Annotated in this window: 23 protein-coding genes; 12 read left to right on the forward strand and 11 right to left on the reverse strand. The window is 67.8% G+C overall.

Annotation, left to right across the window (positions count from 1 at the left end; genetic code table 11):
• Positions 1-110 precede the first annotated feature (110 nt).
• Genes ACFVVI_RS10960 through ACFVVI_RS10970 form a run of 3 tightly spaced genes read right to left on the reverse strand, consistent with a single transcriptional unit; the run spans position 111 to position 4,167 of the window.
• A complete protein-coding gene (locus ACFVVI_RS10960) occupies positions 111-2,054 on the reverse strand; it encodes an acetoacetate--CoA ligase (protein ID WP_387445102.1) in 1,944 nt (647 codons plus the stop codon).
• Complete coding sequence (locus ACFVVI_RS10965; RefSeq protein WP_378994936.1) at positions 2,051-2,797, reverse strand: 3-hydroxybutyrate dehydrogenase; 747 nt, start codon at positions 2,795-2,797, stop codon at positions 2,051-2,053. The genes ACFVVI_RS10960 and ACFVVI_RS10965 overlap by 4 nt, the downstream gene beginning before the upstream one ends.
• Positions 2,794-4,167 (reverse strand): MFS transporter, encoded by a 1,374-nt coding sequence (locus ACFVVI_RS10970; RefSeq protein WP_379219182.1) that lies wholly within the window; start codon positions 4,165-4,167, stop codon positions 2,794-2,796. The genes ACFVVI_RS10965 and ACFVVI_RS10970 overlap by 4 nt, the downstream gene beginning before the upstream one ends.
• A gap of 99 nt (positions 4,168-4,266) precedes the next feature.
• On the opposite strand from ACFVVI_RS10970, the gene ACFVVI_RS10975 reads away from it, so the two are divergent.
• A complete protein-coding gene (locus ACFVVI_RS10975; RefSeq protein WP_387445104.1) occupies positions 4,267-5,235 on the forward strand; it encodes a LysR family transcriptional regulator in 969 nt (322 codons plus the stop codon).
• Positions 5,236-5,258: 23 nt separating this feature from the next.
• On the opposite strand, the gene ACFVVI_RS10980 is transcribed toward ACFVVI_RS10975, so the two are convergent.
• On the reverse strand, positions 5,259-6,701 hold the full coding sequence (locus ACFVVI_RS10980) for an MFS transporter (protein WP_378994930.1): 1,443 nt from the start codon (positions 6,699-6,701) through the stop codon (positions 5,259-5,261).
• The gene (locus tag ACFVVI_RS10985; protein ID WP_379316563.1) at positions 6,701-7,249 is read right to left on the reverse strand and encodes a helix-turn-helix domain-containing protein; all 549 of its coding nucleotides are present in this window, start codon (positions 7,247-7,249) and stop codon (positions 6,701-6,703) included. Before ACFVVI_RS10985 ends, ACFVVI_RS10980 begins: the two co-directional genes overlap by 1 nt.
• A 134-nt stretch (positions 7,250-7,383) precedes the next feature.
• Between ACFVVI_RS10985 and ACFVVI_RS10990 the strand changes: the two genes are divergently transcribed.
• Positions 7,384-8,040 carry a TetR/AcrR family transcriptional regulator gene (locus ACFVVI_RS10990; RefSeq protein WP_378994926.1) on the forward strand — a complete coding sequence of 219 codons (657 nt, stop codon included), beginning with the start codon at positions 7,384-7,386 and terminating at the stop codon, positions 8,038-8,040.
• On the forward strand, positions 8,037-8,879 hold the full coding sequence (locus tag ACFVVI_RS10995) for an LLM class flavin-dependent oxidoreductase (protein ID WP_387445105.1): 843 nt from the start codon (positions 8,037-8,039) through the stop codon (positions 8,877-8,879). Before ACFVVI_RS10990 ends, ACFVVI_RS10995 begins: the two co-directional genes overlap by 4 nt.
• Here ACFVVI_RS10995 and ACFVVI_RS11000 read toward each other — a convergent pair.
• The 4 genes from ACFVVI_RS11000 to ACFVVI_RS11015 all read right to left on the reverse strand — a co-directional run bounded on the left by ACFVVI_RS11000 (position 8,868) and on the right by ACFVVI_RS11015 (position 13,971).
• On the reverse strand, positions 8,868-10,493 hold the full coding sequence (locus tag ACFVVI_RS11000; RefSeq protein WP_387445106.1) for a dipeptide ABC transporter ATP-binding protein: 1,626 nt from the start codon (positions 10,491-10,493) through the stop codon (positions 8,868-8,870). The genes ACFVVI_RS10995 and ACFVVI_RS11000 overlap by 12 nt on opposite strands.
• Positions 10,490-11,305 carry an ABC transporter permease gene (locus ACFVVI_RS11005; protein ID WP_327153393.1) on the reverse strand — a complete coding sequence of 272 codons (816 nt, stop codon included), beginning with the start codon at positions 11,303-11,305 and terminating at the stop codon, positions 10,490-10,492. The genes ACFVVI_RS11000 and ACFVVI_RS11005 overlap by 4 nt, the downstream gene beginning before the upstream one ends.
• Before the next feature lie 89 nt (positions 11,306-11,394).
• The gene (locus ACFVVI_RS11010; RefSeq protein ID WP_387445107.1) at positions 11,395-12,348 is read right to left on the reverse strand and encodes an ABC transporter permease; all 954 of its coding nucleotides are present in this window, start codon (positions 12,346-12,348) and stop codon (positions 11,395-11,397) included.
• A gap of 6 nt (positions 12,349-12,354) precedes the next feature.
• Complete coding sequence (locus ACFVVI_RS11015) at positions 12,355-13,971, reverse strand: ABC transporter substrate-binding protein (RefSeq protein ID WP_387445108.1); 1,617 nt, start codon at positions 13,969-13,971, stop codon at positions 12,355-12,357.
• Positions 13,972-14,214: 243 nt separating this feature from the next.
• Between ACFVVI_RS11015 and ACFVVI_RS11020 the strand changes: the two genes are divergently transcribed.
• The 7 genes from ACFVVI_RS11020 (at position 14,215) to ACFVVI_RS11050 (ending at position 20,082) form a co-directional block, all read left to right on the forward strand.
• Entirely contained in the window at positions 14,215-14,697 is a 483-nt protein-coding gene (locus ACFVVI_RS11020; protein ID WP_301907190.1) for a nuclear transport factor 2 family protein, read from the forward strand.
• A gap of 405 nt (positions 14,698-15,102) precedes the next feature.
• The gene (locus ACFVVI_RS11025) at positions 15,103-15,594 is read left to right on the forward strand and encodes a nuclear transport factor 2 family protein (RefSeq protein WP_301907189.1); all 492 of its coding nucleotides are present in this window, start codon (positions 15,103-15,105) and stop codon (positions 15,592-15,594) included.
• A gap of 28 nt (positions 15,595-15,622) precedes the next feature.
• Positions 15,623-16,048 carry a MarR family winged helix-turn-helix transcriptional regulator gene (locus ACFVVI_RS11030; RefSeq protein WP_387445109.1) on the forward strand — a complete coding sequence of 142 codons (426 nt, stop codon included), beginning with the start codon at positions 15,623-15,625 and terminating at the stop codon, positions 16,046-16,048.
• Between the two features lie 16 nt (positions 16,049-16,064).
• Positions 16,065-16,952, forward strand: coding sequence for a TIGR03621 family F420-dependent LLM class oxidoreductase (locus ACFVVI_RS11035; protein WP_328662537.1), 888 nt, complete (start codon positions 16,065-16,067; stop codon positions 16,950-16,952).
• Positions 16,953-16,992: 40 nt separating this feature from the next.
• Entirely contained in the window at positions 16,993-18,285 is a 1,293-nt protein-coding gene (locus tag ACFVVI_RS11040; protein ID WP_387445110.1) for a Rieske 2Fe-2S domain-containing protein, read from the forward strand.
• Positions 18,286-18,297: 12 nt separating this feature from the next.
• Positions 18,298-19,242, forward strand: coding sequence for a PDR/VanB family oxidoreductase (locus ACFVVI_RS11045; protein WP_387445111.1), 945 nt, complete (start codon positions 18,298-18,300; stop codon positions 19,240-19,242).
• 75 nt (positions 19,243-19,317) lie between these two features.
• A complete protein-coding gene (locus ACFVVI_RS11050; protein ID WP_387445112.1) occupies positions 19,318-20,082 on the forward strand; it encodes a class I SAM-dependent methyltransferase in 765 nt (254 codons plus the stop codon).
• 12 nt (positions 20,083-20,094) lie between these two features.
• Here ACFVVI_RS11050 and ACFVVI_RS11055 read toward each other — a convergent pair whose 3' ends face one another.
• A complete protein-coding gene (locus tag ACFVVI_RS11055) occupies positions 20,095-20,772 on the reverse strand; it encodes a TetR/AcrR family transcriptional regulator (protein WP_387445113.1) in 678 nt (225 codons plus the stop codon).
• Positions 20,773-20,883: 111 nt separating this feature from the next.
• Between ACFVVI_RS11055 and ACFVVI_RS11060 the strand changes: the two genes are divergently transcribed.
• Positions 20,884-21,561: a hypothetical protein gene (locus ACFVVI_RS11060; protein WP_387445114.1), complete on the forward strand. Its 678-nt coding sequence runs from the start codon at positions 20,884-20,886 to the stop codon at positions 21,559-21,561.
• On the forward strand, positions 21,558-22,367 hold the full coding sequence (locus ACFVVI_RS11065) for an SDR family oxidoreductase (protein ID WP_387445115.1): 810 nt from the start codon (positions 21,558-21,560) through the stop codon (positions 22,365-22,367). Before ACFVVI_RS11060 ends, ACFVVI_RS11065 begins: the two co-directional genes overlap by 4 nt.
• A 56-nt stretch (positions 22,368-22,423) precedes the next feature.
• Here ACFVVI_RS11065 and fabD read toward each other — a convergent pair whose 3' ends face one another.
• Positions 22,424-23,377, reverse strand: coding sequence for an ACP S-malonyltransferase (gene fabD / locus ACFVVI_RS11070; RefSeq protein ID WP_387445116.1), 954 nt, complete (start codon positions 23,375-23,377; stop codon positions 22,424-22,426).
• Between the last annotated feature and the right edge of the window lie 5 nt (positions 23,378-23,382).

Below are 23,382 nucleotides of genomic sequence, written 5' to 3' on the forward strand. Positions count from 1 at the left end.
TTACAACATGACCAAGCGTCCACAACAAGCGTTCTTCTCGGCGAATGTTGCGTAGATCGTGACGCCGCACGCCGATCGACACCATGGTCTCAGCGCGTGACGCCGGCAAGCTATGTTCGGGCGAATCGGGCGTACCAAGCGAGCAGTGCGGGGTCGTCGACGGCGCTGGGATCCACGACGGTCGTGGGATCGGCGCCCTGGAGAAGCTTCTTGATGGGGACTTCCAGCTTCTTGCCGGTGCGGGTTCGGGGGATGCCGGGGGCGATGATGATGTCGTCCGGGACGTGGCGCGGGGAAGTCCGGGTGCGGATGATCGCGCGGATCCCGGCAGTCAGGTCGTCGGTCAGGGTGATGCCGTCGGCGAGCACGACGAACAGGGGCATCCAGTAGCCGCCGTCGGGTTGCTCCGCGCCGATGACCAGGGAGTCGGCGATTTCCGGGAGCTGTTCCACCGCTTGGTAGATGTCGGCGCTGCCCATGCGGATCCCGTGGCGGTTGAGAGTGGAGTCGGACCGGCCGTGCACGATCACGCTGCCGTGTTCGGTACGGGTGATCCAGTCGCCGTGGCGCCATACACCGGGAAAGGTGTCGAAATAGGCTGCGCGATACCGAGTTCCGTCCGGATCCTTCCAGAATCCGACGGGCATGGAGGGCATGGGCTCGGTGATGACGAGTTCGCCGACTTCGCCGTGCACCGGGTTGCCCTGTTCGTCCCAGGCTTCCAGGGCCACCCCCAGGTAGGGGGCGGACAGCTCGCCGGGCCGGACCGGGACGGTTCGCGCCCCGCCCGCGAAGGCCGAGACCACGTCGGTGCCGCCGCTGATCGACGCGACCGGAATGTGCGCACCGACGTTGTCGCACAACCAGATCGACGACGACGGAGGCAGCGCCGACCCGGTGACACCGATCAGGCGCAAGGCCGTCAGGTCGTGTTCACGCCGCGGCACCACACCTGCCTTCGCGCAGGTCAGCACATAGCCGGGACTGGTGCCGAGAACTGTCGCGCGTACTCGAGCGGCGATGTCCCACAGCGCATCCGGGGCCGGATAGCCAGGGCTACCCGCGTAGCAGACGATGGTCGCGCCGACCAGCAGGCCGGCGACCTGGAAGTTCCACATCATCCAGCTCGGGCTGGTGTACCAGAGAAAGGTGTCGTCGGCACCGATGTCCGACTGCAGCGCCATCGCCTTCAGGTGCTCGAGGAGCACCCCGCCGTGACCGTGGACGATGCCCTTGGGCAGACCTGTCGTGCCCGAGGAGTAGAGCACCCAGAGCGGATGGTCGAAACCCACCTCTGCCGTCGAGAGCGTGGATCGATCGCCGCCGGCGGTGACATCCGCCCAGTTCAGCGTCCCGGACAGCCGCTCCTGCGACACCACGATCGTCGCCACCACCGTGGGCAGACCGGCACGCAGTTCGGTGATCTCGTCGGATCGCCGGTGCTGCTTGCCTGCGTAGCGGTAACCCGTACACGTCACCAGCACCACCGGCTCGAGCTGCCCGAGCCGGTCCAGCGCCGCCTTCGCCGAGTAGTCCTGCCCGCACGCACTCCACACAGCGCCGATGCTCGCGGTCGCCAGGAAGGCGATCACCGCCTCGGGGATGTTGGGCAGGTAACCGGCGACCCGGTCCCCTGCCCGAACACCCAAGCCGCGCAGCGTCTGCGCGAACGCCGCCACTTGGTCGAGCAGATCGTCCCACGACAACTCGCTGACCGACCCGTCCTCCGCCACCGACACGATCGCGCGACGATCGGGGCGGGCCTGCCGGATCACCTGGTCGACATAGTTCAGCCGAACCTCGGGAAACCATCGCGCCCCTGGCATTTCCGAAGAGGCCAGCACCGGACCGGGGCGGTCGCCGAGTTCGAAGTAGTCCCATACCGAACCCCAGAATCCGTCCAGATCGTCGACCGACCACTGCCACAACGCGTGGTAGTCGGGCACCGCGACGGTGTGCCGCTCGGCCACGAATCGCGCGAAGTCGGTGATCCGAGCTCGGGCGATGTCGTTGTCGTCCGGCACCCACTGCGGTGCCGCTGCCACTGCGGTCATCGGGCGCTCCACCCGCCGTCCATGACATAGGACGAGCCGGTGACCATGCCCGCGGTGTCGGAGGCGAGCCAACCGACCAGCGCCGCGACCTCGTGCGGCTCGATCAGCCGTTTGATCGCGCTCTCGGTGAGCAGCACCTTCTCGAGCACCTCCTGCGCCGGGATCCCGTGCGCGGCGGCCTGCTCGGCGATCTGCTTGTCCACCAGCGGGGTTCGCACATATCCGGGGCTCACACAGTTGCTGGTGACCCCGTGCGGGCCGCCTTCGAGCGCGGTCACTTTCGACAGCCCCTCCAGCCCGTGTTTGGCCGTCACATACGCGACCTTGAACTGGGAGGCGCGGATCCCGTGCACCGAGGAGATGTTCACGATCCGGCCGAAACCCCGCGCGTACATGTGCGGGAGGGCAGCGCGGATGAGCAGGAACGGCGCTTCGACCATCAGTGTCTGCATGGCGCGGAACCGGTGGGGCGCAAAATCCTCGATGGGGCTCACGCTTTGCACGCCCGCGTTGTTCACGAGAATGTCGGTCTCGAGCCGCAACTCGGCCAGCGCCTCGACCTCGAGCAAATCGACGTTCCACGCGTGCCCGCCGATTTCGTGCGCCACCGCCTTCGCGGCGACTCCGTCGATGTCGGCGACGGTGACCTCGGCGCCGCGCGCGGCCAGCTCCCGCGCGCACGCGGTGCCGATACCGCTCGCCCCACCGGTGACCAGAGCTCTGCGTCCGGTGAGATCGGTCATGCGGCAACACCTTTCGTGGCGGAAGCGTCGGCGAGGTCGACAGATTCGAGGTCGATGCCTCGCGTCTCCTTCGCGCACACCACCGCGATCACGGTGACCGCCGCCGCGAACGCCAGGTACCAGGCGATCGGGACCGACGAACCGAACTCGTCGAGCAGCTTGACCGCGATGATCGGCGCCAGCGAACCCGCCACGATCGAGGTGACCTGGTAGCCCAGCGACACACCGGAGTAGCGCATCCGGGTCGGGAACATCTCGGCCATGATCGCCGGCTGACCGGCGTACATGAATCCGTGGAACACCAGCCCGATGATGATGGCGGACAGGATGATCACGCTGTTGCCGCTGTCCATCATCGGGAAGGCGAAGAAGCCCCAGGTGGCCGCGGCGACCGCGCCGGCCAGGTAGACCGGGCGGCGCCCGACACGGTCACCGAGGCGACCAGCCACCGGAATCACCACCATGTGCACGGCGTGGGCGATGAGCAGCCACCACAGAATCGTCGTGGTGTCGGCGTGCACGTGAACCTTGAGATAGGTGATCGAGAACGTGACGACCAGGTAGTACATGATGTTCTCGCCGAAGCGCAGACCCATCGCGGTGAACACACCGCGCGGGTACTTGCGCAGCACCTCGAACGGGCTGAACGAGGCGGCCTTGGCCTGGTCCATCGACTGCTGCGCGGCCACGAAGATCGGGGCGTCGGTCACCTTGGTGCGCACGTAGTAGCCGACCAGCACGACCACCGCCGACAGCCAGAACGCCACGCGCCAGCCCCAGCTCAAAAACGCCGCGTCCGACAGGGTCGAGGTCAGCACCAGCAGCACGATCGTGGCGAGCAGATTGCCCGCGGGCACGCCGGCCTGCGGCCAGCTCGACCAGAAGCCGCGACTGCGACTCGGGCTGTGTTCGGCCACCAGCAGCACCGCGCCGCCCCATTCGCCGCCGATCGCGAAGCCCTGGACGAAGCGCAGGATCACCAGCATCGCCGGTGCCCAATAGCCGATCTGGGCGAAGGTCGGCAGACAGCCCATCAGGAAGGTCGCCGCACCGACGAGCACCAAACTCACCTGCAACAACTGCTTGCGGCCGTATCGGTCGCCGAAGTAGCCGAAGACGATGCCGCCGAGCGGGCGCGCCGCGAAACCGACGGCGTAGGTGACGAAGGCGGCCAGGATCGCGTCGAGGTCGCTGGTGTCCTTGGAGAAGAACACCTTGCTGAACACCAGGGTCGCGGCGGTGCCGTAGAGGAAGAATTCGTACCATTCGACGACGGTGCCCGCCATCGAGGCGGCCACGACCCGCCGCAGTCCGCTGGGGGCTTCGTCCGGGTCGTCGCCGGTCGGTCGTATCGCGTTCCGCACGCTCATCGCACTACTCCTTCGATGTTCCAGGCCACATCACGCCGTCGATGTGATGTGGCCCACAAGCCGTGAGGAGAGTATTCGTGCAGATCCATCTCGGTGACAATGGCCAGTTTCGCAGCAGCAATCTGCGAAACTGCACAGGTGAGTCATTCTTCGTCGACCTCGGGACGCAGGCCGAGCGCTGATGATTTGCTCGTGCTCCTCGCGGTCGGCCGGTCGGGGCGCTACATCACCGCTGCTGAAGAGCTCGGCATCAACCACACGACGATCTCGCGTCGCATCGCCGCCCTCGAACATGCCATGGGCGGACGGGTGCTGACTCGGGTCACCGGCGGCTGGGAGCTCACCGACCTGGGCCGGGAGGCACTGACAGCGGCCGAAGCCGTCGAGGCCGCCGTCCGATCCCTCGGCTCGAGCGCGGGCGAACGCACACTCGAAGGCGTGGTGCGGATTTCGGCCACCGACGGTTTCAGCGCCTACCTCGCGCCACCGTCCGCGGTGCGCGTGCAGCGCAGACATCCGGGCGTCACCGTCGACATCATCGCCGCGACCCGGCGAGCATCCACCCAGCGAACCGGCCTCGATATCGAAGTGGTGGTCGGTACACCGCAGGTCCACCGCGCCGAAGCGATCGAACTCGGCGACTACTGCCTTCGCCTCTACGCCTCCCGCGACTACCTCGCCGAACACGGCGTCCCGACCACCGTCGCCGAACTCACCCGCCACCCGCTGGTCTACTTCATCGAATCCATCCTCCAGGTCGACGACCTCGACCTGGCCCTCGCTTTCGCCCCCACCCTGCGCCGATCCGTCTCCTCGACCAATGTCTTCGTCCACGTGGAAGCCACCAGGGCCGCCGCGGGGATCGGGCTACTCCCCTGCTTCATGGCCGACCGCCACGCCGACCTCGTCCGGGTCCTGCCCGACGAGGTCCGCGTCCAGCTCACCTACTGGCTCGTCGCCCGGCGCGAAACCCTGCGGCGCCCCGAAGTCGCGGCGGTCGTCGAGGCACTGCGGGCTACGGTCCACGAACGCTGCGCGGAGCTACTCGGCGACCACGACGCCGAGTAGACCCGTTGCTTCCGCAGGGGATCTCAGGCGGCTGCTTCTGGTGCGGGCTCCGGTGAAGGCAACGCGAAGCAGAGCGCCGCACTCACCACCAGCGCCGCGATGATCGTCAGGGCGCACGCCGTCAGGGCGCTGCGGTAGCCGTCACTGGCGGCGACCCCGAAGAAGATCGCGCTCAGGGACGCGACACCCACTGCGCCACCGAACTGCTGGCCGGTGGTCCAGATCCCCGACGCCGACCCCGCGTATCGCGTCGGCACCGTCGACAGGAACAAGGTCGTCAACGGCGGCTGGACCAGGTTGATGCCGACACCGACGACGAACAGCCCCGGCGCGAGCAGCCATGGATTCACATCGGTGGTCGCGGTCAGTGCCGCGCCCAGCACCGCCAAGGTGCCGACGGCGCCGAAAAGGGTACCGGCGACGACGGCGTAGCGGCCGAACTGCATGGTGAGCCGTCCCACCAGCGGGGCGACCGCCAGTCCGCCGACGGAGAACGCGACGGTGACGACGCCTGCGCGCAGCGCGGTGTAGCCCTGACCCTCTTGGAGCCAGAGAACGAACACGAGCAGGAATCCACTGAAGGCGGCGAAGGCGACCAGCTGGACAACGAGGGCGACACTGCTGATGCGCGCGCGGAGCAGCTCCAGTGGCAAGAGCGCGCCGGCCCGGCCGACGGCATCGCGATTCTCGACGATGGCGACGAGCGCCACCGCGGCGATGCCCGCGGCCAGCAACAGCCAGATCCACGGCGCCCAGTCATAGGTGCGGCCTTCCAACAGCGGGAACACGATGGCGACCAATCCGACGGTCAGGCCGACCGCGGCGAGCCATCGTGGCCGCAGCGCACCTTCGGCACGGTTCTCCGGGACCAGCCAGGCGCCGAGGCCGAGCAGGATGACGGCCGCCGGGACGCTGACCCAGAAGATCGCGCGCCAACCGAGACCGGCGACGTCCGCGGTGACCAGGACGCCACCGAGCAGCAGCCCGCCGGCCTGCGCGAGTCCCGCGACCACACCGAATATGCCTAGGACAGTGGCGCGTTCGGGACCGCGGAACAGGACGAACAAGCTGGACAGAACTTGCGGCGCCAGGATCGCCGCGGCCGCGCCTTGGGCAGCGCGACTGGCGATCAGTTCGGTGGGGCTGTTCGCGAGTGCCGACCAAGCTCCGGAGAGAGCGAACAGCGCCAAACCGACGAGGAAGACCCGTTTGCGACCCCACAGGTCGCCCAGTCGGGCCGCGGTGATCAGCGCTGCCGCGAAAGCGAGCAGATAGGCCGTCGCGATCCAGCCGACCTGGGACGGAGTTCCCCCGAGGTCGGCCTGGATCGCCGGGAGGCCGACGTTGACGATGGTGACGTTGAGCAGGTCCAGGGTGAATCCCAGGACGAGCACGACCATCGCGGCCCAGCGCCGCGGGTACAGCGCTTCGGTCGCGTCGTCTCGGGTGGAAGTCGATGTGCTCATCAGGTGTAGCTCCCTGCGTGGCTAGGTGTCCGGTGTGTGGTCGTCGATGGCTCCGGCACAGACGCCGTCAATGCTGTGTTCGGCGCCACGTGGTCCGACCCGTCGCCGACCAAACCGTGCCGGCGCAGGATCGCGTGCACTGTCGACACGGCCGGGACACGGGCCGATCCGGCTCGCAGCAGGTGCGTCCGGATTCTGCGTGCGCCCCACTGCGGGCGGTCCAGCCGGACCCGCACCACGACGGCCTCGATGTCGGCAGACGTGCGGGCGGGGAAACTCTTCGGGCGGCGCGACCGCGGCGCCAACCCCGCCACGCCGTGTTCCCGGTAGCGCGCGAGATAGCTGTAGTAGCTCTTGCGCGAAATGTTGTATCGCCGGCACACCTCGGTCACCGTCAACCCGTTTCGGTCGGGTGCCTGCAGGATCTCCAGCCACGGCTCGGCCTCGAGACCGATCACCGCGCCGCGTTCGTTCGGCGGGCGGGTTCCGCCTCGGCGAACATGCTGGCGGGCAAGCGGATCGAGCCTGTCTCCGGGGGTTTGCATCATAGATATCTCCCGACGTGGAACAGAGCAATTGAACTTGCTGGTTCACTTTAATGTCCTCGCATACACCTCGCAACTCGGTATATAAGAATGAACCCGTCAGGCAACTCAGTCCGCAATTGCGCTATGGTTCATGGATGGCTGTAGCAACACCGCCGACCGGACAGTCGGCCTCGCGTGGACGGATCGACAAGCGGCAGGCGATCCTGGACGCGGCGTTCGTCGTCTTCGCTCGCCGCGGGTACGCGCAGGCGGGCGTGCAGGAGATCGCCGAGGTCGCCGGTGTCGCCAAACCGACCATCTACAACCACCTCAACGACAAGGAAACGCTGTTCCGGCACACGCTGGCCGCCGTGAGCGATGCGGTGCTGGCCGAGAATCTGGCGGTGGTCGAACGCTTGCGCAATCCTGGTGAGGATCTGCGCGCCACCCTGGAAGACGTGGCATACCGACTGATCCGGTCCTGCTGTACCGAGCAGTCCCGCTCGCTGCGCTGGCTCACCTACGGTCAGGTCGCGCAGTTTCCCGACCTGATGGACGTCGTGGTGAGCCGGACCTCTGATCAGCTCGGCGACGCGCTCGCGGATCGGCTGGCACGCTTGTCGCTGTCGGGCCACCTGCGCGCGAGCGATCCGGCGATCGCCGCCGAACAGTTCCTCGTGCTGATCACCGGCCCGATGGAGGGCCGCACCCGACTGGGCACCCGCAAGGTCTCCACCGCCGAGATGCACGCGGTCGCCACCGCTGCCGTCGACACCTTCCTGCGCGCCTATGGGACACCGGAGAACTCGTGAGCCACCAACCTTTTCGATTCGGCCTCGTCACCGTTTCCCCCGCCGACCCGAAGGCATGGACCTCGACCGCGCGATGGGCCGAGGACACCGGGATCTCGGCGTTGCTGCTGCCCGACCTGCCCGCACCGGTGCCCGCGCCACTGACCGCGCTCGCCTACGCCGCCGCGGCGACGACCACGCTCGGGGTCGGAACGTGGGTGCTGGCCAACGACTTCCGCAACCCGTTCGTTCTCGCCCGCGAAGCCGCCACCCTGGACCTGGTGTCGGGCGGCCGCTTCCAGCTCGGGCTCGGCGCCGGCCAAACCGCCATCGGCTACGGCGAACTCGGGATCGCGGCCGAGTCCGACCGGATTCGATTCGAGCGCCTCGCCGAGTCGGTGGGCATCGTCAACGCACTGTTTCGCGGTGAGCGGGTCGAGGCGACCGGCGCCCACTACGCGAACACCGGAACGACCCTGGTTCCCCCACCGCCGCGGAAGGTGCCGCTGCTGCTCGCCGCGGGCGGGCGCCGGGCGATCGAACTCGCCGCGGCCGAAGCCGACACCGTCGCGTTCAGCACCTTCTCCCGCGACCAGCTCACCCGTCAGGTCGAGTGGCTCGAGAGTGCGGCGGGCCCACGGCTTTCCGACATCGAACGGGCACTGCGCTTCAGCACCCCGACGAGCACCATCGGTCCGCCGATCCCCGATGATGCCCCGAACCTGCTCACCGGATCGGCCGCGCAGGCGGCCGACCAGCTGCGCCGTCTTCGCGACGAGTTCGGAATCTCCTACATCGTTCTCGACGACGACGCGGCGCGCGAGCTGGCGCCCGTGGTGAGCCTGCTGTCAGGTACCTGAGCTCCCGTCGACGAGGTCGGTGCCGGGGATGGCGGCCAGCAGCTGACGGGTGTATTCGTGGGCCGGATCGTCGAAAAGCTGCTCGGTGGTGCCGATCTCGACGATGCGGCCCTGTCGCATGACAGCGACCCGATGGGCGATCTGGCGCACCACCGCCAGGTCGTGCGAGATGAACAGGTAGGCCACGCCGGTGTCGGCTTGCAGCTCGGCGAACAGGTCGAGGATCTGCGCCTGCACCGAGACGTCCAGCGCCGAGACCGGTTCGTCGCAGACCACCAGCTCCGGCGACAGGGCCAGCGCCCTGGCGATCGCGACCCGCTGACGCTGTCCGCCGGACAGTTCCGCGGGCCTGCGTCCCAGCGTCGACGCGGGAAGCGCGACCCGGTCGAGCAGTTCGCGCGCCCGCGCCGCCCGCGAGGCGCGGTCACCGACGCCGAAGACCCGCAGCGGCTCGCTGATCACATCCTGGATCGAGAACCGCGGATCCAGCGACTCGTACGGATTCTGATAGATCACCTGGGCGCGACGCCGCAGCTCCCGCAATCGCGCGCCTTTGCTCGCCGTCACATCGTCGCCGTCGAACACGACGCGCCCCGACGTCGGTGGGGCAAGGCGCAGAATCATTCTGGCCGTGGTGGACTTGCCCGACCCCGACTCCCCCACCAGGGCCAGGGTCTCCCCGCGGTGCAGCGAGAAGCTCACACCGTCGACGGCACGGACGATCTTCGCGCGGATCTTCGCGCGTGGCAGCGGGAACTCCTTCACCAAGTTCTCGACCGCGAGCAACGGTTCGGCGCCCGGCCGACATGGCCGGGCCCGGACACCGGCACGTCCGGGCACGCTACGCAACAGCTGCTGGGTGTACGGGTCGCGCGGGTTGTCGAGTATCTCGCGGGTCGGCCCGCTCTCCACGATCCGGCCCCGCGACATCACCGCGATCCGCTGGGCCCGGTCGGCGGCGACTCCGAGGTCATGGGTCACCAGCAGCACTGCGGTGCCGAGGGTTTCGGTCAGGCTCGTGATGTGGTCGAGGATGCGTCGCTGCACGGTGACATCCAGCGCGCTGGTCGGCTCGTCGGCGATGATCAGCGCCGGGTTCGCGGCGATCGCGATCGCGATGAGCGCCCGCTGACGCATGCCACCGGAGAGTTCGTGCGGATACTGCTGGGCACGGGTCTTCGCGTCGGGCATCCCGGCCCGCTCGAGCAGGTCCACCACTGCCTCCGGCGCTGAACGCCGGGTCGCCAAGCCGTGGATGAGCAGGACCTCGGCGACCTGTGTGCCGATGCGCTGCACCGGATTCAGCGAGACACCCGGGTCCTGCGGGATCAAGCCGATCTGTGCCCCACGAATCGCGCGCAGCTCCCTGTCTCCCGCTCTGGCCAGGTCCCTGCTGCCGAACTGGATCCGTCCCGCGTCGATGTGCCCCGCGGCCGGTAGCAGGCCGGTGATGGCATGCGCGGTCGAACTCTTGCCCGAGCCGGATTCTCCGACCAGCGCGACGATCTCGCCCGGCGCGATGTCCAGATCGACCGCCCCTACCGCGCGCACCCGCCCGGTACTGGTGCGGTAGGAGATCGACAGGCCACGCACTTCCAGCAGATTCCCGGTCATCGTCGATTCGCCCACTCTCCATCGAGTGCCCGCGCGATCCGGTTGGTCGCGAGCACGACGAACGCCACCATGAGGCCCGACATCGTCGAGATCCACCACGCGTTGGCGAGATAGTTCCGGCCGCTCGAGATGAGCGAGCCCCACTCCGGCGCCGGTGGCACCGCGCCGTAACCGAGAAAGCTCAGCGACGACACCGCCAGCACGGCGGTTCCGAGATCCAAGGTGGCCAGCACGACCACCGGGCCGATGGCGTTCGGCAGGACGTGCCGGCCGAGCACCGTGTACCAGCGCGCCCCCGACGACCACGCGGCCTCGACGAACACCGCCTGCCGTAATCGCAGCACCTCCGCGCGCATCACCCGGGCGAAGCCGGCCACGCTGGCCACGCCCACCGCGATCGCCACCTTCACGGTGCCGTAGCCGAGCGCGGTCACCAGCGCCAACGACAGGAACAGCGACGGAATCGACAGCAGCACATCGGCGAAGCGCATCAGCACGTCGTCGACCCAGCGGCCGACGAACCCGGCGATCAGGCCCATCGCGCCCCCGACGACGAACGCGACAGCCACCGCGATGACCGTCGCCTGCAACGACAGCGCGGTGCCGTGCACGACGCGGGTGAACATGTCGCGGCCGAGTTCGTCGGTGCCGAACCAGTGCTGTCCGCTGGGCGGCGCGAAGATCTCCGACGGGACGCCGAGCAGCGGATCGCGGGCGGTGAACAGCGTCGGCCACACCGCGGCCAGCACCACCAGCACGAGCGTCACCACCGAGAGCACCAGACCCGGCCGGTACAGCAAAAACCGTGGCAGTCTGCGCCAGTCGAAACCCGTTCGGTACTCGTCGTCGAACTCGTCGACGACGGTTCGGAGGACGGCCGCCTCGGTCAGCACGGTGTCGGTCACGCGTAACTCCTCGGGCGCGCGACCACGATCCGTGGGTCGAGCACCGGGTAGATCAAGTCGACGATGAGGTTCACCACGACGAAGACGAACGCGCCGAACACCACAACGCCCTGCACGAGCGGAATGTCCTGCACGCTCACCGCGCCCGCCATGACCCGCCCGAGTCCGTTGCGCGAGAACACCGTCTCGATCACCACCGCGCTGGCCACCAGCTGTCCGACGAGCAGTCCGACGATGGTGAGCGCGGGCAGCGACGCGCTACGCAGCGCGTGCCGCAGATGGACCCGGATTCGGCTGGCGCCCTTGGCCCGAGCGGTTTGCACGAACGGCGCGTCCAGGGTGGTCAGCAGGCTCTTCGCCAGTACCTGCGCGATCAGCGCGCCGGTCGGGATGGCCAGCGTCACCGCGGGCAACACCAACCCGGCCAGCCCGGCGTTGCCGAACGCGGGAAACAGCCGGATCCGAAACGACAGCAGCTGCACCAGCATCAGGCCCGCCCAGAAGGACGGAATCGAGATCGCCAGCGGCGGCAGCGACAGCAAAACCTGCCGCAGCCAGCGCCGCGAGGTGTAGGTGGCCGCCACGGCGAGCCCGCCGCCGAACAGCACGGCGAGCGCCAGCGCCGCCGCCGTGAGCTGCAGCGTCGGCGGTAGCGCCGCGGCGATCGTGCCGGTCACCGACCGGCCCGTGGCCACCGAATCACCGAAGTCGCCGACCAGCGCCCGGCCCAGATAGTCGAGGTACTGCACCACGATGGGCTTGTCGAAGCCGTACTGTGCCCGCAGTGCGGCGAGCTCGGCCGGGTCCACCGGCGAGGAGTTCAGTCCGCCGCCCGCCATCGCCGACACCGGGTCGCCGGGCAGGAATTCGAGCACGAAGAACGACACCGTGTACGCCGCCCACAGCACCCCGACCGCCTGGGCGAGACGGCGTAACACGTACCGTCCCATGCCGGTTCAGCTCCGCCAGGTGTCGTGCAGCCGGGTCCGGCTCGACGACTCGAAGGTCAGGCCGTGCACGGTCGGCGCCGCCGCGAGCACGGTCTCGAGTTCCACCACCGGGATCACATACGCATTGCGCACGACCAGCTGCTGGGCCTGCTCCACGAGGGGCGCGCGCTTGGCCGGATCGGCCTCGGCCGCCTGAGCGGTGAGCAGCCCGTCGAGCTCGCTCGGTGGCAGCCGGTAGGCGTTGACCTGCTGGGTCGAGTACAGCGTGCGCAGGCAATCGGGATCGGCCCGGCTCAGGTCGCCGCCCCACAGTCCGTCGAAGTCACCGGAACCGAGCAGCGCCGGGAACTGGGTGACCTGCAGCTCCTGCAGCTGCAACTCCACCCCGACCACCTTGAGCTGCTGCTGCACCAGTTCCAGCGCCGCGCGGGTGTTCTGGGAGTTGTTGAACCACACCACGGTCAAGCTCAGTCGGGTGTTGTCCTTGCGCCGGATACCGTCACCGCCCACCTGCCAGCCGGCCGCGTCGAGCAGTGATTTCGACCGGGCGACATCCAGGGCCAGATCCGCCGACAGATCGGTGTAGCCGGGAGTCGTGTGCGAGAGGATGCCCGTAGCGGGCACGGTCCCGCTGGCGAAGACCGCCTCCACGATCTGACGCCGGTCGACCGCGGACTGGATCGCCTTGCGCACCTGCGCATCCCGCAGGATCGGCCGGGAGTTGTTGAGGCCGAGGTTGAACACCGCGCCCGGGTGCGATCGCGTCAGCAGGGAGATGCCCGACGCCTTCAAGCCCGCTTCGTCGGCGCGGCCGAGACCGGTGGCGACATCGAGCTGGCCGGACTGCACACTGCCGGCGCGGACCCCCGATTCGGGGATGACAGTGAACTCGATGGAGTCGAGGTAGGCCTCGCCCTGCTTGGTCCACAACGGCGAGCCCCACCCGTAGCCGACCCGCTTGCTGATCGTGATCGACTGGTTGGGAACGTATTTCGACAGCACGAAGGGGCCGGAACCGAGCACGCCGTCGCTGCAGCGTTGCTGGGGCGTCTTCGCGGCATCGGCCGTCGAGATCAGGCCGAGCGCGGCGGTCGAGGTCGCCTGCAGGAACTGCGCGTTGGGCTGTTCGAAGGTGATCTTGGCGGTGTGCTCGTCGACGACCTCGGTGCCGACGTAGCCGGTGATATAGCCCTTGGACAGGATGGCGAGCGCTCCCAGCTTCGGGATCGCGTCGAAGTTCGCCTTCACCACCTGCGCGTTCAGCGGGGTGCCGTCGCTGAAGGTGACGTCGGGCCGCAGCCGGAAGGTGAACGACCTGGCGTCAGGGCTCACCTCCCAGCTCTGCGCCAGCCACGGCACCGGCTTGCCGGTGGTGGGATCCTGGTCGGTCAGCGAATCGACCGTCTCACGCAGCGAATACAGGGTGTCGCTGCTGCCCACCTGCTGCGGATCGACACAGCCCGCGTCGGAGGCGACCGAGAACTTCAGCGTGCCGCCGGATCTCGGTGGACCGGCATCGCCGCCTTGCTCACCACCGGCGCCACAGGCACCGGTGAACAGGGTGACCACCGCCGCCGATGCCACGGCACAGCGAATCGACTTCGAACGCACAACACTGCTCACGCAAGAATTCCTCTGTCTACTGCCCGGATTCACGTGGGACTCACGGCGGGCGACACGACGAAACATTTCACACCTTGAAATACCCGGTCAACAATTCGGATCACCTCGCTCGGAATACATCGTGGCACCGAATAGTGCGGTACGCCATCGGGCGGTATCGGGCACCGTGCTAGCTTCGCATCGTGTCGATTACCGAACGGCGCGCCGCGCGATGGGTTGTCGCCCGGCAGAGAAAGGACCGACGTGACCGCTGTACATGACAATCTGCTCGCCACGATCGAAGCGGAGCGGGCGATCTTCCGAACGTTCTACAAATTCTTCCGGATCGCCGACACACAGGAGAGCGAACGGTTCAGCGAGTGCTTCACCCCCGACGCGCTGATCGAGTACCGGATCATGCCCGGCCCGCCGGTGCTGTTCCACGGTCGTGACGAGTTCACCGATCACATGAGCCGGGTGCCCAAGTCGCAACGCTCCCTGGTCGCCCATGTCATCGGGCAGGCCACCATCGAGTGGAACGGCGACAAACCCCTGCTCACAGCCTATGCGACCGTGTGGCACTGGTTCTCCAGCACCGCCGCCACCGATGTGGGCCGACCGGCTGACTGGGTGGTCATCGGGCTGGTTCAGGACGAGTTCGAGCAGTACGAGGGTGAATGGCTCATCTCGCACCGGGATGTGCGGCATGTCGCGGGCCGGGTCGCCGCGGGCCACGGCCCGGGCTGAATTTCACGGTTGCCCACCGCCGGAGATCGGGCCGGACTCGGCGACGAGTCCGGCCCGATCTCGCGTACACAGGACTTCGCCCGCAATGGTTCGACGAATTGTTCGGAGACATCGGTGACAATATGTTCCGGCGACTTGGGAAACAATTCAGTCTGTCGATTTCCGACGCCATGATCGAAATGTCACCGATGTCCCCACAACACTTGCGCGACCGTCCAGGCGATATTCGAACCCTGCGGGCGTGACAGTCGAAACCTACGGTCGAACCGCAGGGTTTCCGACGCGATCTTGTGACCTCTGAATATCGCGTGCAATGGTGATTCCAGCCCGGCCGGAGAAACACGGTGGCCGCGGTTTTCCCGGAGTCCGCTCCGGTACGTGTACGGAACGAGAGGTGTCACAGCGATGTCAGAAGTCCTGGACCTGGTCGAACAGGTCGAGCAGCTCACCGAACGACTCGAGACGCTCGAGGCCGTCCGCGCGCTCAACACCTTGCGCCACGACCTACCCCGCTACATCAACGAGGGCAGATGGGACCAGGTCGGCGAACTGTTCAGTGCCGACGCCTATCTCGACTACCGCCATCTGGGCCAGGCCGACGGTCGAGCCGCCATCCAGGCGTACTTCGCCGGGCTGCCGCAGCTCATCGAGGACAACAGCCCGGCGGGTCAGGTGCTGGTCAAGCAGTTCCTGCACGGCCACGACGTGGAGATCCTCGGCGATCGTGCCACCGGAGTGTCGTTCTTCGAGGAGAAGGTCGTCTTCGACACCGAAAGCTCGTTCGTGGCAGGCAAGTTCACCGACGAGTACGTCCGTGAGGGCGGCCGGTGGCGGTTCGCGCGAATCGCCCTCGACCTGTACTGGGTCATCCCGTACTCGCGCGGCTGGCAGCAGTAGCCGACGTTCGACAACAGAGAGGCTCCTCATGCTCCAGAAGAACACGACCAAGCGCATCGGGTACTGGCTGCTGCACCTGCACCAGCAGTTCGACGTCGCTACCGGCGCGCTGCTGCACGAGCAGAAGCTCACCCGCCGGGACTGGCAGATCCTGCACGCCCTGCAGATCGGTCTGGGCAGCGTCGCCGAACTCGACGCGGCGTTCGAGCCGTTCCTGGTCTCCGACGGCGCCCAGACCTACCAACCGATCGTCGACGACTTCGTCGGCCGCGGCTGGGTCGAGATCTCCGGCGCGACGCTGCGACTCACCGCCGCGGGCGAGACGGCGCACGAGCGCGCCGAAGCTCTGGTGAACGCCCATGCCGACGAATCGCTGCGTGGCATAACCGAGGAGGAATTCCTCGCCGCGAACGCGGTCCTGGCCAAGATCGCCGACAACATCGCCACCGAATGAGCTCGCGAGGAGCGTCATGACTTCCCTGTACGACCGACCGTTCCGTTTCGGTCTCTGCCTGTTCACCCCGTCCACCAGGGCCGAATGGATCGCCAAGGTACGCAAGGCCGAGGAGCTGGGCTACGACGTCATCTCGGTGTCGGACCACCTCGGCATGCCCGCCCCGATCCCGACCCTGCTGCTGGCCGCCGAGGCGACCGAGCGGATCCGCATCGGCACGCTGGTGTTCAACACCGCCTTCTACCATCCGACGGTGCTGGCCCGCGACCTCGCCACGGTCGACCGGTACTCCGGCGGCCGGGTGGAACTCGGGCTGGGCGCCGGCTACGACCGCGCGCAGTTCGACGCGGCTGGAATCCCGTTTCCCACTGCGGGCGAACGGGTTTCCCAGCTGGAGCGCACGGTCGCGGAGTTCCGCAAACCCAAGTCCGAGCTCGACCAGTACGCCCGGTTCGAACAGCCCGGCGGCCCGCCGATCCTGATCGCCGGTCGTGGAGCACGGGTCCTGCGACTGGCGGCCGCCCACGCCGACATCATCGCCTTCACCGGCACCACCGAGGTCCGCGACGGCGACGGGCTGAAGCTGGGCGGCATCACCGAGGTCACCGACCGGATCGACTACGTGCGCGGGCTGCTCGGCGACCGGATCGACCAGGTGGAGTTCAACATTCCCATCCATAAGGTGCTGCCCAAGGGCGCGACCGACGGCGTGACCGATGTCTGGCAGAACCGGCTCGACCTCACGCCCGACGAGCTCGCCGAGCTGCCGTCGCTGCTGTTCGGCACCCCCGAGGAGAACGCCGACACCCTGCGTGAACGGCGCAAGACCCTCGGCTTGACCTACTACACCGTGCTCGAACCCGAGATGGAGGCATTCGCCCCGATCATCCAGGCGCTCCGATAACGGGGCAGCACCACGTCTTTCGCACGCGGAGGAGACCGATATGACCGAACGAACCACGGTGGACACCGGTACCGGGTACAGCCGCAAGGCTCCGTCCTACGACGCACGCCTGACCGAGGTGGGCCCCGGCACACCGATGGGCGAGGCGCTGCGGCGGTACTGGCATCCGATCGCCACCTCAGCCACCCTCACCGCCGAAGCACCCCATCGCACCCGCGTCCTCGGCGAGGATCTGGTCGTCTTCCGGGACGGAAGCGGCCGCGCGGGGGTGGTTTTCGAGCGTTGCGCGCATCGCGGGGCCAGTCTGTTCTTCGGCCGGATCGAGGACGACGGGCTGCGCTGTGGCTATCACGGGTGGAAATACGATGTGCAGGGGCGATGCCTGGAGCAGGCCTGTGAACCCGATCGTGGCAAGCGCCGCGATGCCGTGCGTCAGCCGTGGTATCCGGTCGAGGAACGCTACGGGCTGGTGTTCGTCTACATGGGCCCGCCCGACCGCAAGCCCGTGCTGCCGCGTTACGACGTGCTCGAGGACCTCGCCGAGGGTGAGCAATACTTCGCCGAGTGGCCGTTCCCCGGACTGTCGGTGACCGGCGCCGAGCAGGATTTCCACTGGCTGCTGATCTACGAGAACACGATCGACCCGGTGCATATCAACTGGCTGCACTCCCAGCACAGCGGCTACCAGTTCCTCGGCACCGGCACCACCGGCTTCCCCGAGGACTTCTTCGACCCGTACACCTTGCCGGGCCGCGTCAGCTACGACCGCACCGATTTCGGGGCGAAGTACGGTGTCCGGTTCCTGGACAAGGAGCGCGACGGGGTGCGGACCGAGCGGGTCTGGGGCGCCGAGTTGCACCTGCCCAATGCCACGGTGCTGCCGGACTGGGTCGAACTGACCCCGGATACCAAGGCCGACATGGTGATCTGGGCGGTCCCGATCGACGACACCCGCCATCGCGCATTCTTCTCCATCCGCGCGAGCGATCCCGCTCGCGTGCAACGGTTCCTGTTCGGCATCACCCAGGACGGCAAGAACTCCTGGGAGCTGACCGATCAGGAACGTCAGCGCTTCCCCGGCGACGGCGAGGTGATGACCTCGCAGGGTCCGGTCGCGCTGCATTCGGAGGAGACCTTGGCGACGACGGACCGGGGCGTGGTGCTGCTGCGCCGGTTGCTGCGGACGATGATCGACGACGTGGAGGCGGGCCGTGATCCGCAGGGGGTGAGTCTGATCGAGGAGCCGGTGCGGCACACCCAGGCTGGTCTGTTCACCCTCGCCACGGCCGCCGCGGACGAGACCGTGGCAGCGGTGCCTGCGGCCGGTGTCTGACCGGGATACCCCGTGACCTGGATCGATGCGGTGGTCCATGCCCGCACCCTGGCGACTCCCGAGATCGCGGTGTTCGAACTCACCCCGGTCGACGGCACCGAGTTCCCCTCCTACACAGCGGGATCCCACGTCGACGTGCACCTGGGTTCCGGCCTGGTCCGCCAGTATTCACTGTGCGGACCGCCCGAGCCGGGCCGATACCGCCTGGCGGTGTTGAACGTCGCGAACTCGCGGGGCGGGTCGCGGGCGATGCACGCGCTCACAGTAGGCGAACCGGTGCGGATCTCGGTCCCGCGCAACCACTTTCCGCTCGCCGACACGAACAGCCATGTACTGATCGCGGGCGGCATCGGAATCACACCGCTGCTGGCCATGCTGACGCACCTCGAGCAGACCGAGGCCGACTACGTTCTGCACTACAGCGCCCGAACCCGCTCTCGCGCAGCCTTTCTCGACGAGCTGTCCGCGAATCCCCGCGTCCGGTTCCATTTCGACGACGAAGACCCGAGCCTACTGCTCGACATCACCCGCGATCTGGGCGATCCGAGACCGGACACCGCGGTCTACGTCTGCGGGCCGGACGGCTTCATGGACTACGTCGTAGGCAAAGCCGAAGCCCTCGGCTGGCCGCGCACAGCACTGCACACCGAACGATTCGGCACCGACCTCACCGCGCCGACCGAGTCGCAAGAGGCCGGATTCACCGTCCGCCTGGCCTCCACCGGCGCCGAATACCTCGTCGGCGACGACCACAGCGTGCTGGATGTCCTCCTGGACAACGGTGTCGACGCGCCCTTCTCGTGCCAGCAGGGCATCTGCGGGGAATGCGTCGTGCGGGTACTGGCCGGCGAACCCGACCATCGCGACGACGTCCTCACCGACGCCGAACGCGCCGACGGCATGTTCACCACGTGCTCGTCACGATCCCACTCCCCCGTCCTCGAGGTGGACCTTTGAGAACAGTCCGCCGAAGGCGCGGGGCTCGAAAATGAGTGGCGTCAACCGGTTGGCGAGGGCAAGGTCGCCGGTGTGGTGAGCAGCGATGTGTGGGATGCCGCGCAGGCCGAACGATACGACCGCGATTCGGCCTTCATGTACACGCCCGAAGTACTCGATCCGACGGTGCGGTTCCTGGCGGACGCGGCAGACGGTGGTGCCGCGCTGGAATTCGCCATCGGCACCGGCCGCGTCGCGATTCCGCTGATCGAGCAGGGCGTCGAGGTGAGTGGAATAGAGCTCTCCGCGCACATGGTCGACCAGCTGCACCGCAAGCGCCCCGAGGTGCCGGTGATCATCGGCGACATGGCATCGAGCCGGGTGCCGGGCGAATTCTCCCTGGTGTACCTGGTGTGGAACAGCCTCGGGAATCTGCGAACCCAAGCCGAGCAGGTCGAGTGCTTCCGCAATGCCGCACGGCATCTCGCACCCGGCGGCAGATTCGTTGTCGAGCTGTGGGTTCCCGGCATCCGCCGGTTTCCGCCCGGCCAAGCGGCGGTGCCGTTCCATGTGGGCAGCCACCACACCGGGTTCGACACCTACGACCTGAGCACTCAGCAGGGCACATCGCATCACTACCGACACCGACCGGATGGCACGGTGACATACGGCGCCAGCCACTTTCGCTACGTCTGGCCCGCGGAGTGCGATCTGATGGCCCAGTTGGCCGGGTTGTCGCTGGAGCGACGGAGCGCGGATTGGCTCGGTACTCCGTTCGCCGACGACAGCGAGAACCATGTGTCGGTCTGGCGTAAGCCGCCGGACCGGACACAGGACCACGACGAGTCGACGGTGAGGTAGCCGACCGCCGACTCAGTGCCGCCCTGGTGCTTCGAGCCTGGAGCGGGCGATACCCGCCGCGCTTTCCCCCACGGCGAGCCACAGCGAGGCGATGTCCTCGACGAGGCTGCTCCGGTCGATGGGCGCGGTCCCTTCCGCCCAGGACAGGATCGCCTGGGCGGTTCCGCCGATGACGAAGGCCGGAGCACTCGCGGCGAGCGAGTCGTTTTCCAGTTCGACACCGTGCACGCTGCGGGCGTGGCCGATGAGAATCGCGGTGAGGCCCTTCATCGCCTCTGCTCGCCGAGCATGGGCAGTCGGACTGTCGGCCACGCCGCCGAGTAGGACCAGCGCCTTCCGCGGGTCGGTTCCCAACGCGGCGACCACCGCATCGACCGCGGCGCGCGCCTGGTCTGCGAGGGGCAGCTCGATCGAGTCCACGTAGGCGGCGACAGCGGCCTGACCCACTTCCACCGCTACCTCATCGATCACCTCGCTCGCCAGCGTGTCGAGATCGACGAAGCTTTCGTAGAAGTACCGCTTGTTGAGTTGCGCCTCGACGCAGAGCCCCGCGACGGTCGCGGACCGCCACCGATTCTCGGCCATCGCAGTCAGGGCCGCGTCGATCAACTGGGAGCGCCGCCGCCGGACGCGATCCGGTGCGGACTCTCCCCCGTAGCTGCGTTTACCGGCTGAGGACACGCGCAGCATTCTCCCACCTCCGCCACAGCCGGTTCACCGTTGACATCCGTCGAGCAATTCTGGCACAGTTTCGTACCAGTTAATTCAGGTACCACTACGTACCAGATTGGAAGTCGAGTGATGACCGCAGACCTGAAGGGCGTCGAGATGCCCGAGGAACACCTGCCGAACGCCACTGTGATGCTCGATGAGCTCCGCGCGCTGGCCGAGCACAGCCCGACTCGGGCGCGGACGGAGACGTGGTCCTACCTCCGTGCGCTGGGAAGCCGAGACGACCACGACGCGCTGTCACAGCTCTTCGGCGCGGGCGTCGAGCCCCGCGATCTGGACGGCAAGCTCGAAGGCCAGATCGTCGGGAAGCTGTTCGGCATTCCCGAAGCCGCACTCGCCAACCAGCTCATGAAGGTCGACCCGACGTGGCGGGGTAAATCCTTCGATCTGGCGGCGGGCACGGGATCGAATCGCCTGTCCCCGATCGCGCTGCTGGCGATGCCCCTGGTCACCTTCGGCTACCTCGGACTCCGCATGGTCGGCGGCGAGGCCGAAGGGTTCCACTTCCACCACTCCGTCGACCGGGGTCTCATCGAGCCGCGAGTCACAGTGCGCGCCTTGGACTATGGCGTGCCACACCACAAGAACCCCGGCGTTCGCACCTTCCCGATCCGCAAGACGCGCGACGAGATCGTGGAACTGACGCCCGGCGTATACCTCGGCCGCGCACTGTTGTTCACTGGGGCCGAGGAGATCCGTCTCATCGCCTATTTCGCCCTGCGGCACCCCGTGGGCAGCCCGCTGTGATCGGGCTCGACGGCGCCAACGTCTGTGTGACCGGTGGCGCCCGCGGCATCGGCCGCGCCACTGTCGCGGAACTGACCCGTCGCGGAGCGACGGTCTGGATCGGTGATCGCGACCTCGCCGCCGCACAGGAAACCGCCGAAACACTCGGTGCTCACGCGCACTACCTCGACGTCACCGACGAAGCCAGCTTCCAGGAATTCCTTCGCGCAGCGTCGGAGCGAGCGCCCATCGATATGTTGGTCAACAACGCCGGAATCCAGCTCATGGGCCGTTTCGTCGATCACGACCTCGCCGCGTTACAGCGTGAGCTGGCGATCAACCTGGGAGCGGTGCTGACCGGAACGCACCTCGTCCTACCCGACATGATCCGACGCGGACGAGGACACATCGTGAACGTGTCCTCGATGGCGGGCAAGGTCACCACCCCGGGTATCGCGACCTACTGCGCGTCGAAATTCGGCGTGGTCGCCCTCTCCCGGGCCGTCCGAGCAGAACTCGCCGGAACCGGCGTCACCCTGACAACCGTCATGCCTGCCGCCACCCGAACAGACCTGACCGCCGGGGTGTTGCTTCGCCTTCAACCCACCCTCACACCCGAAACCGTCGCCGCTGCCATCGTCGACAGCGCGGAACACGGCCGAGGCGAGGTGACCGTTCCCCGATACCTCGCCCCGATCGGCCTGCTCGAGGAAATCATCCCCGCGCAGATCATGTGGCACCTCAAACGATTCGTCGGTGGTGCCGATTACGGCGCTTTCGACCCGGTCGGACGACAGGCGTACCTAGAGCGGACCCGATCATCCTGAGAGCGCGCCACCGCTTGCGTCAACCCATGAACCAGTGACGTCTGGTGGGTCAGCGGCTAGCGCTGCTCTTCGGGTGTGGAGATCGCCGTCGAGCTGACGTCGGGGGCGATGCGGCGGGAGAATCCGGTCAGCACCTGCCCCGGTCCCAGTTCGACCAGTTCGTCGTAGCCGTCGCTCGCGGCCCGTTGGACGGTCTCCACCCAGCGGACCGGGGCCAGCAGTTGGCCGCGCAGCAGGGCGCGGATCTCAGTCGGGTCGGTGACGTAGTCGGCCGTCACCGCGCTGAGCACCGGAACGACCGGCGGGCTGAGAGTGTAGCGGTCGAGTTCGGCGCCGAATTCGGCGGCGATGTCGGCCATCAGGGGCGAATGGAAGGCTCCGGCGACCTTGAGCCGCACCACTTTCGCCGCGCCGGCGGACCGGGCCAGGTCCTCGAGGTCGGCTACGGCGGTGGCGGCGCCGGAGACCACGGTCTGGGTCGGTTGGTTGTAGTTGGCCACGCCGACGACGCCCGAGGTGACGCGGGCGCACAGCGCGTCGACCTGCTCGGCGGGTAGGCCGATGACGGCGCTCATCGCGCCGTCGTAGCGGCGCGAGACCTCGGCCATGAGCTCGCCGCGGCGGCGGACCAGGTGCAGGACGGTGTCCTCGTCGAACACTCCGGCGACGGCCAGGGCGGTGAACTCCCCCAGGCTGTGACCGGCGACCGCGGCGGGCGGCAGTCCCCGCTGTGTACGGACCGCGCTGAGGGCAAGGCTGGTGGCGACGATCGCGGGCTGGGCCACGTCGGTGGCGCGCAACTGCTCGGCGGTGCCGTCGACGCACAGCTGGGTCAGCGGGATGCCGAGAATGTCGTCGGCGCGGCGGAAGACCTCCTCCGCCACCGGGTAGTCGGTGATCCACGCGGCCATGCCGGGCCGCTGGGAGCCCTGCCCGGGGAACAGTGCCAGGGTCCTGGGGCCCGTCGCCAGCTGGTCGGGCTGTTCTCGGATGAAGACGTCGGCGGTCATGAGTG

Source organism: Nocardia sp. NPDC058114, assembly GCF_042884695.1.
Lineage (GTDB): Bacteria > Actinomycetota > Actinomycetes > Mycobacteriales > Mycobacteriaceae > Nocardia.

What these genes read in the sequence shown, in the direction of transcription:
- ACFVVI_RS10960 (WP_387445102.1), bottom strand. Translation starts at nt 2,054, where the DNA reads ATGACCGCAGTGGCAGCGGCACCGCAGTGGGTGCCGGACGACAACGAC.
- ACFVVI_RS10965 (WP_378994936.1), bottom strand. Translation starts at nt 2,797, where the DNA reads ATGACCGATCTCACCGGACGCAGAGCTCTGGTCACCGGTGGGGCGAGC.
- ACFVVI_RS10970 (WP_379219182.1), bottom strand. Translation starts at nt 4,167, where the DNA reads ATGAGCGTGCGGAACGCGATACGACCGACCGGCGACGACCCGGACGAA.
- ACFVVI_RS10975 (WP_387445104.1), top strand. Translation starts at nt 4,267, where the DNA reads ATGGCCAGTTTCGCAGCAGCAATCTGCGAAACTGCACAGGTGAGTCAT.
- ACFVVI_RS10980 (WP_378994930.1), bottom strand. Translation starts at nt 6,701, where the DNA reads ATGAGCACATCGACTTCCACCCGAGACGACGCGACCGAAGCGCTGTAC.
- ACFVVI_RS10985 (WP_379316563.1), bottom strand. Translation starts at nt 7,249, where the DNA reads ATGATGCAAACCCCCGGAGACAGGCTCGATCCGCTTGCCCGCCAGCAT.
- ACFVVI_RS10990 (WP_378994926.1), top strand. Translation starts at nt 7,384, where the DNA reads ATGGCTGTAGCAACACCGCCGACCGGACAGTCGGCCTCGCGTGGACGG.
- ACFVVI_RS11000 (WP_387445106.1), bottom strand. Translation starts at nt 10,493, where the DNA reads ATGACCGGGAATCTGCTGGAAGTGCGTGGCCTGTCGATCTCCTACCGC.
- ACFVVI_RS11010 (WP_387445107.1), bottom strand. Translation starts at nt 12,348, where the DNA reads ATGGGACGGTACGTGTTACGCCGTCTCGCCCAGGCGGTCGGGGTGCTG.
- ACFVVI_RS11025 (WP_301907189.1), top strand. Translation starts at nt 15,103, where the DNA reads ATGTCAGAAGTCCTGGACCTGGTCGAACAGGTCGAGCAGCTCACCGAA.
- ACFVVI_RS11030 (WP_387445109.1), top strand. Translation starts at nt 15,623, where the DNA reads ATGCTCCAGAAGAACACGACCAAGCGCATCGGGTACTGGCTGCTGCAC.
- ACFVVI_RS11035 (WP_328662537.1), top strand. Translation starts at nt 16,065, where the DNA reads ATGACTTCCCTGTACGACCGACCGTTCCGTTTCGGTCTCTGCCTGTTC.
- ACFVVI_RS11040 (WP_387445110.1), top strand. Translation starts at nt 16,993, where the DNA reads ATGACCGAACGAACCACGGTGGACACCGGTACCGGGTACAGCCGCAAG.
- ACFVVI_RS11055 (WP_387445113.1), bottom strand. Translation starts at nt 20,772, where the DNA reads ATGCTGCGCGTGTCCTCAGCCGGTAAACGCAGCTACGGGGGAGAGTCC.
- ACFVVI_RS11060 (WP_387445114.1), top strand. Translation starts at nt 20,884, where the DNA reads ATGACCGCAGACCTGAAGGGCGTCGAGATGCCCGAGGAACACCTGCCG.
- fabD (WP_387445116.1), bottom strand. Translation starts at nt 23,377, where the DNA reads ATGACCGCCGACGTCTTCATCCGAGAACAGCCCGACCAGCTGGCGACG.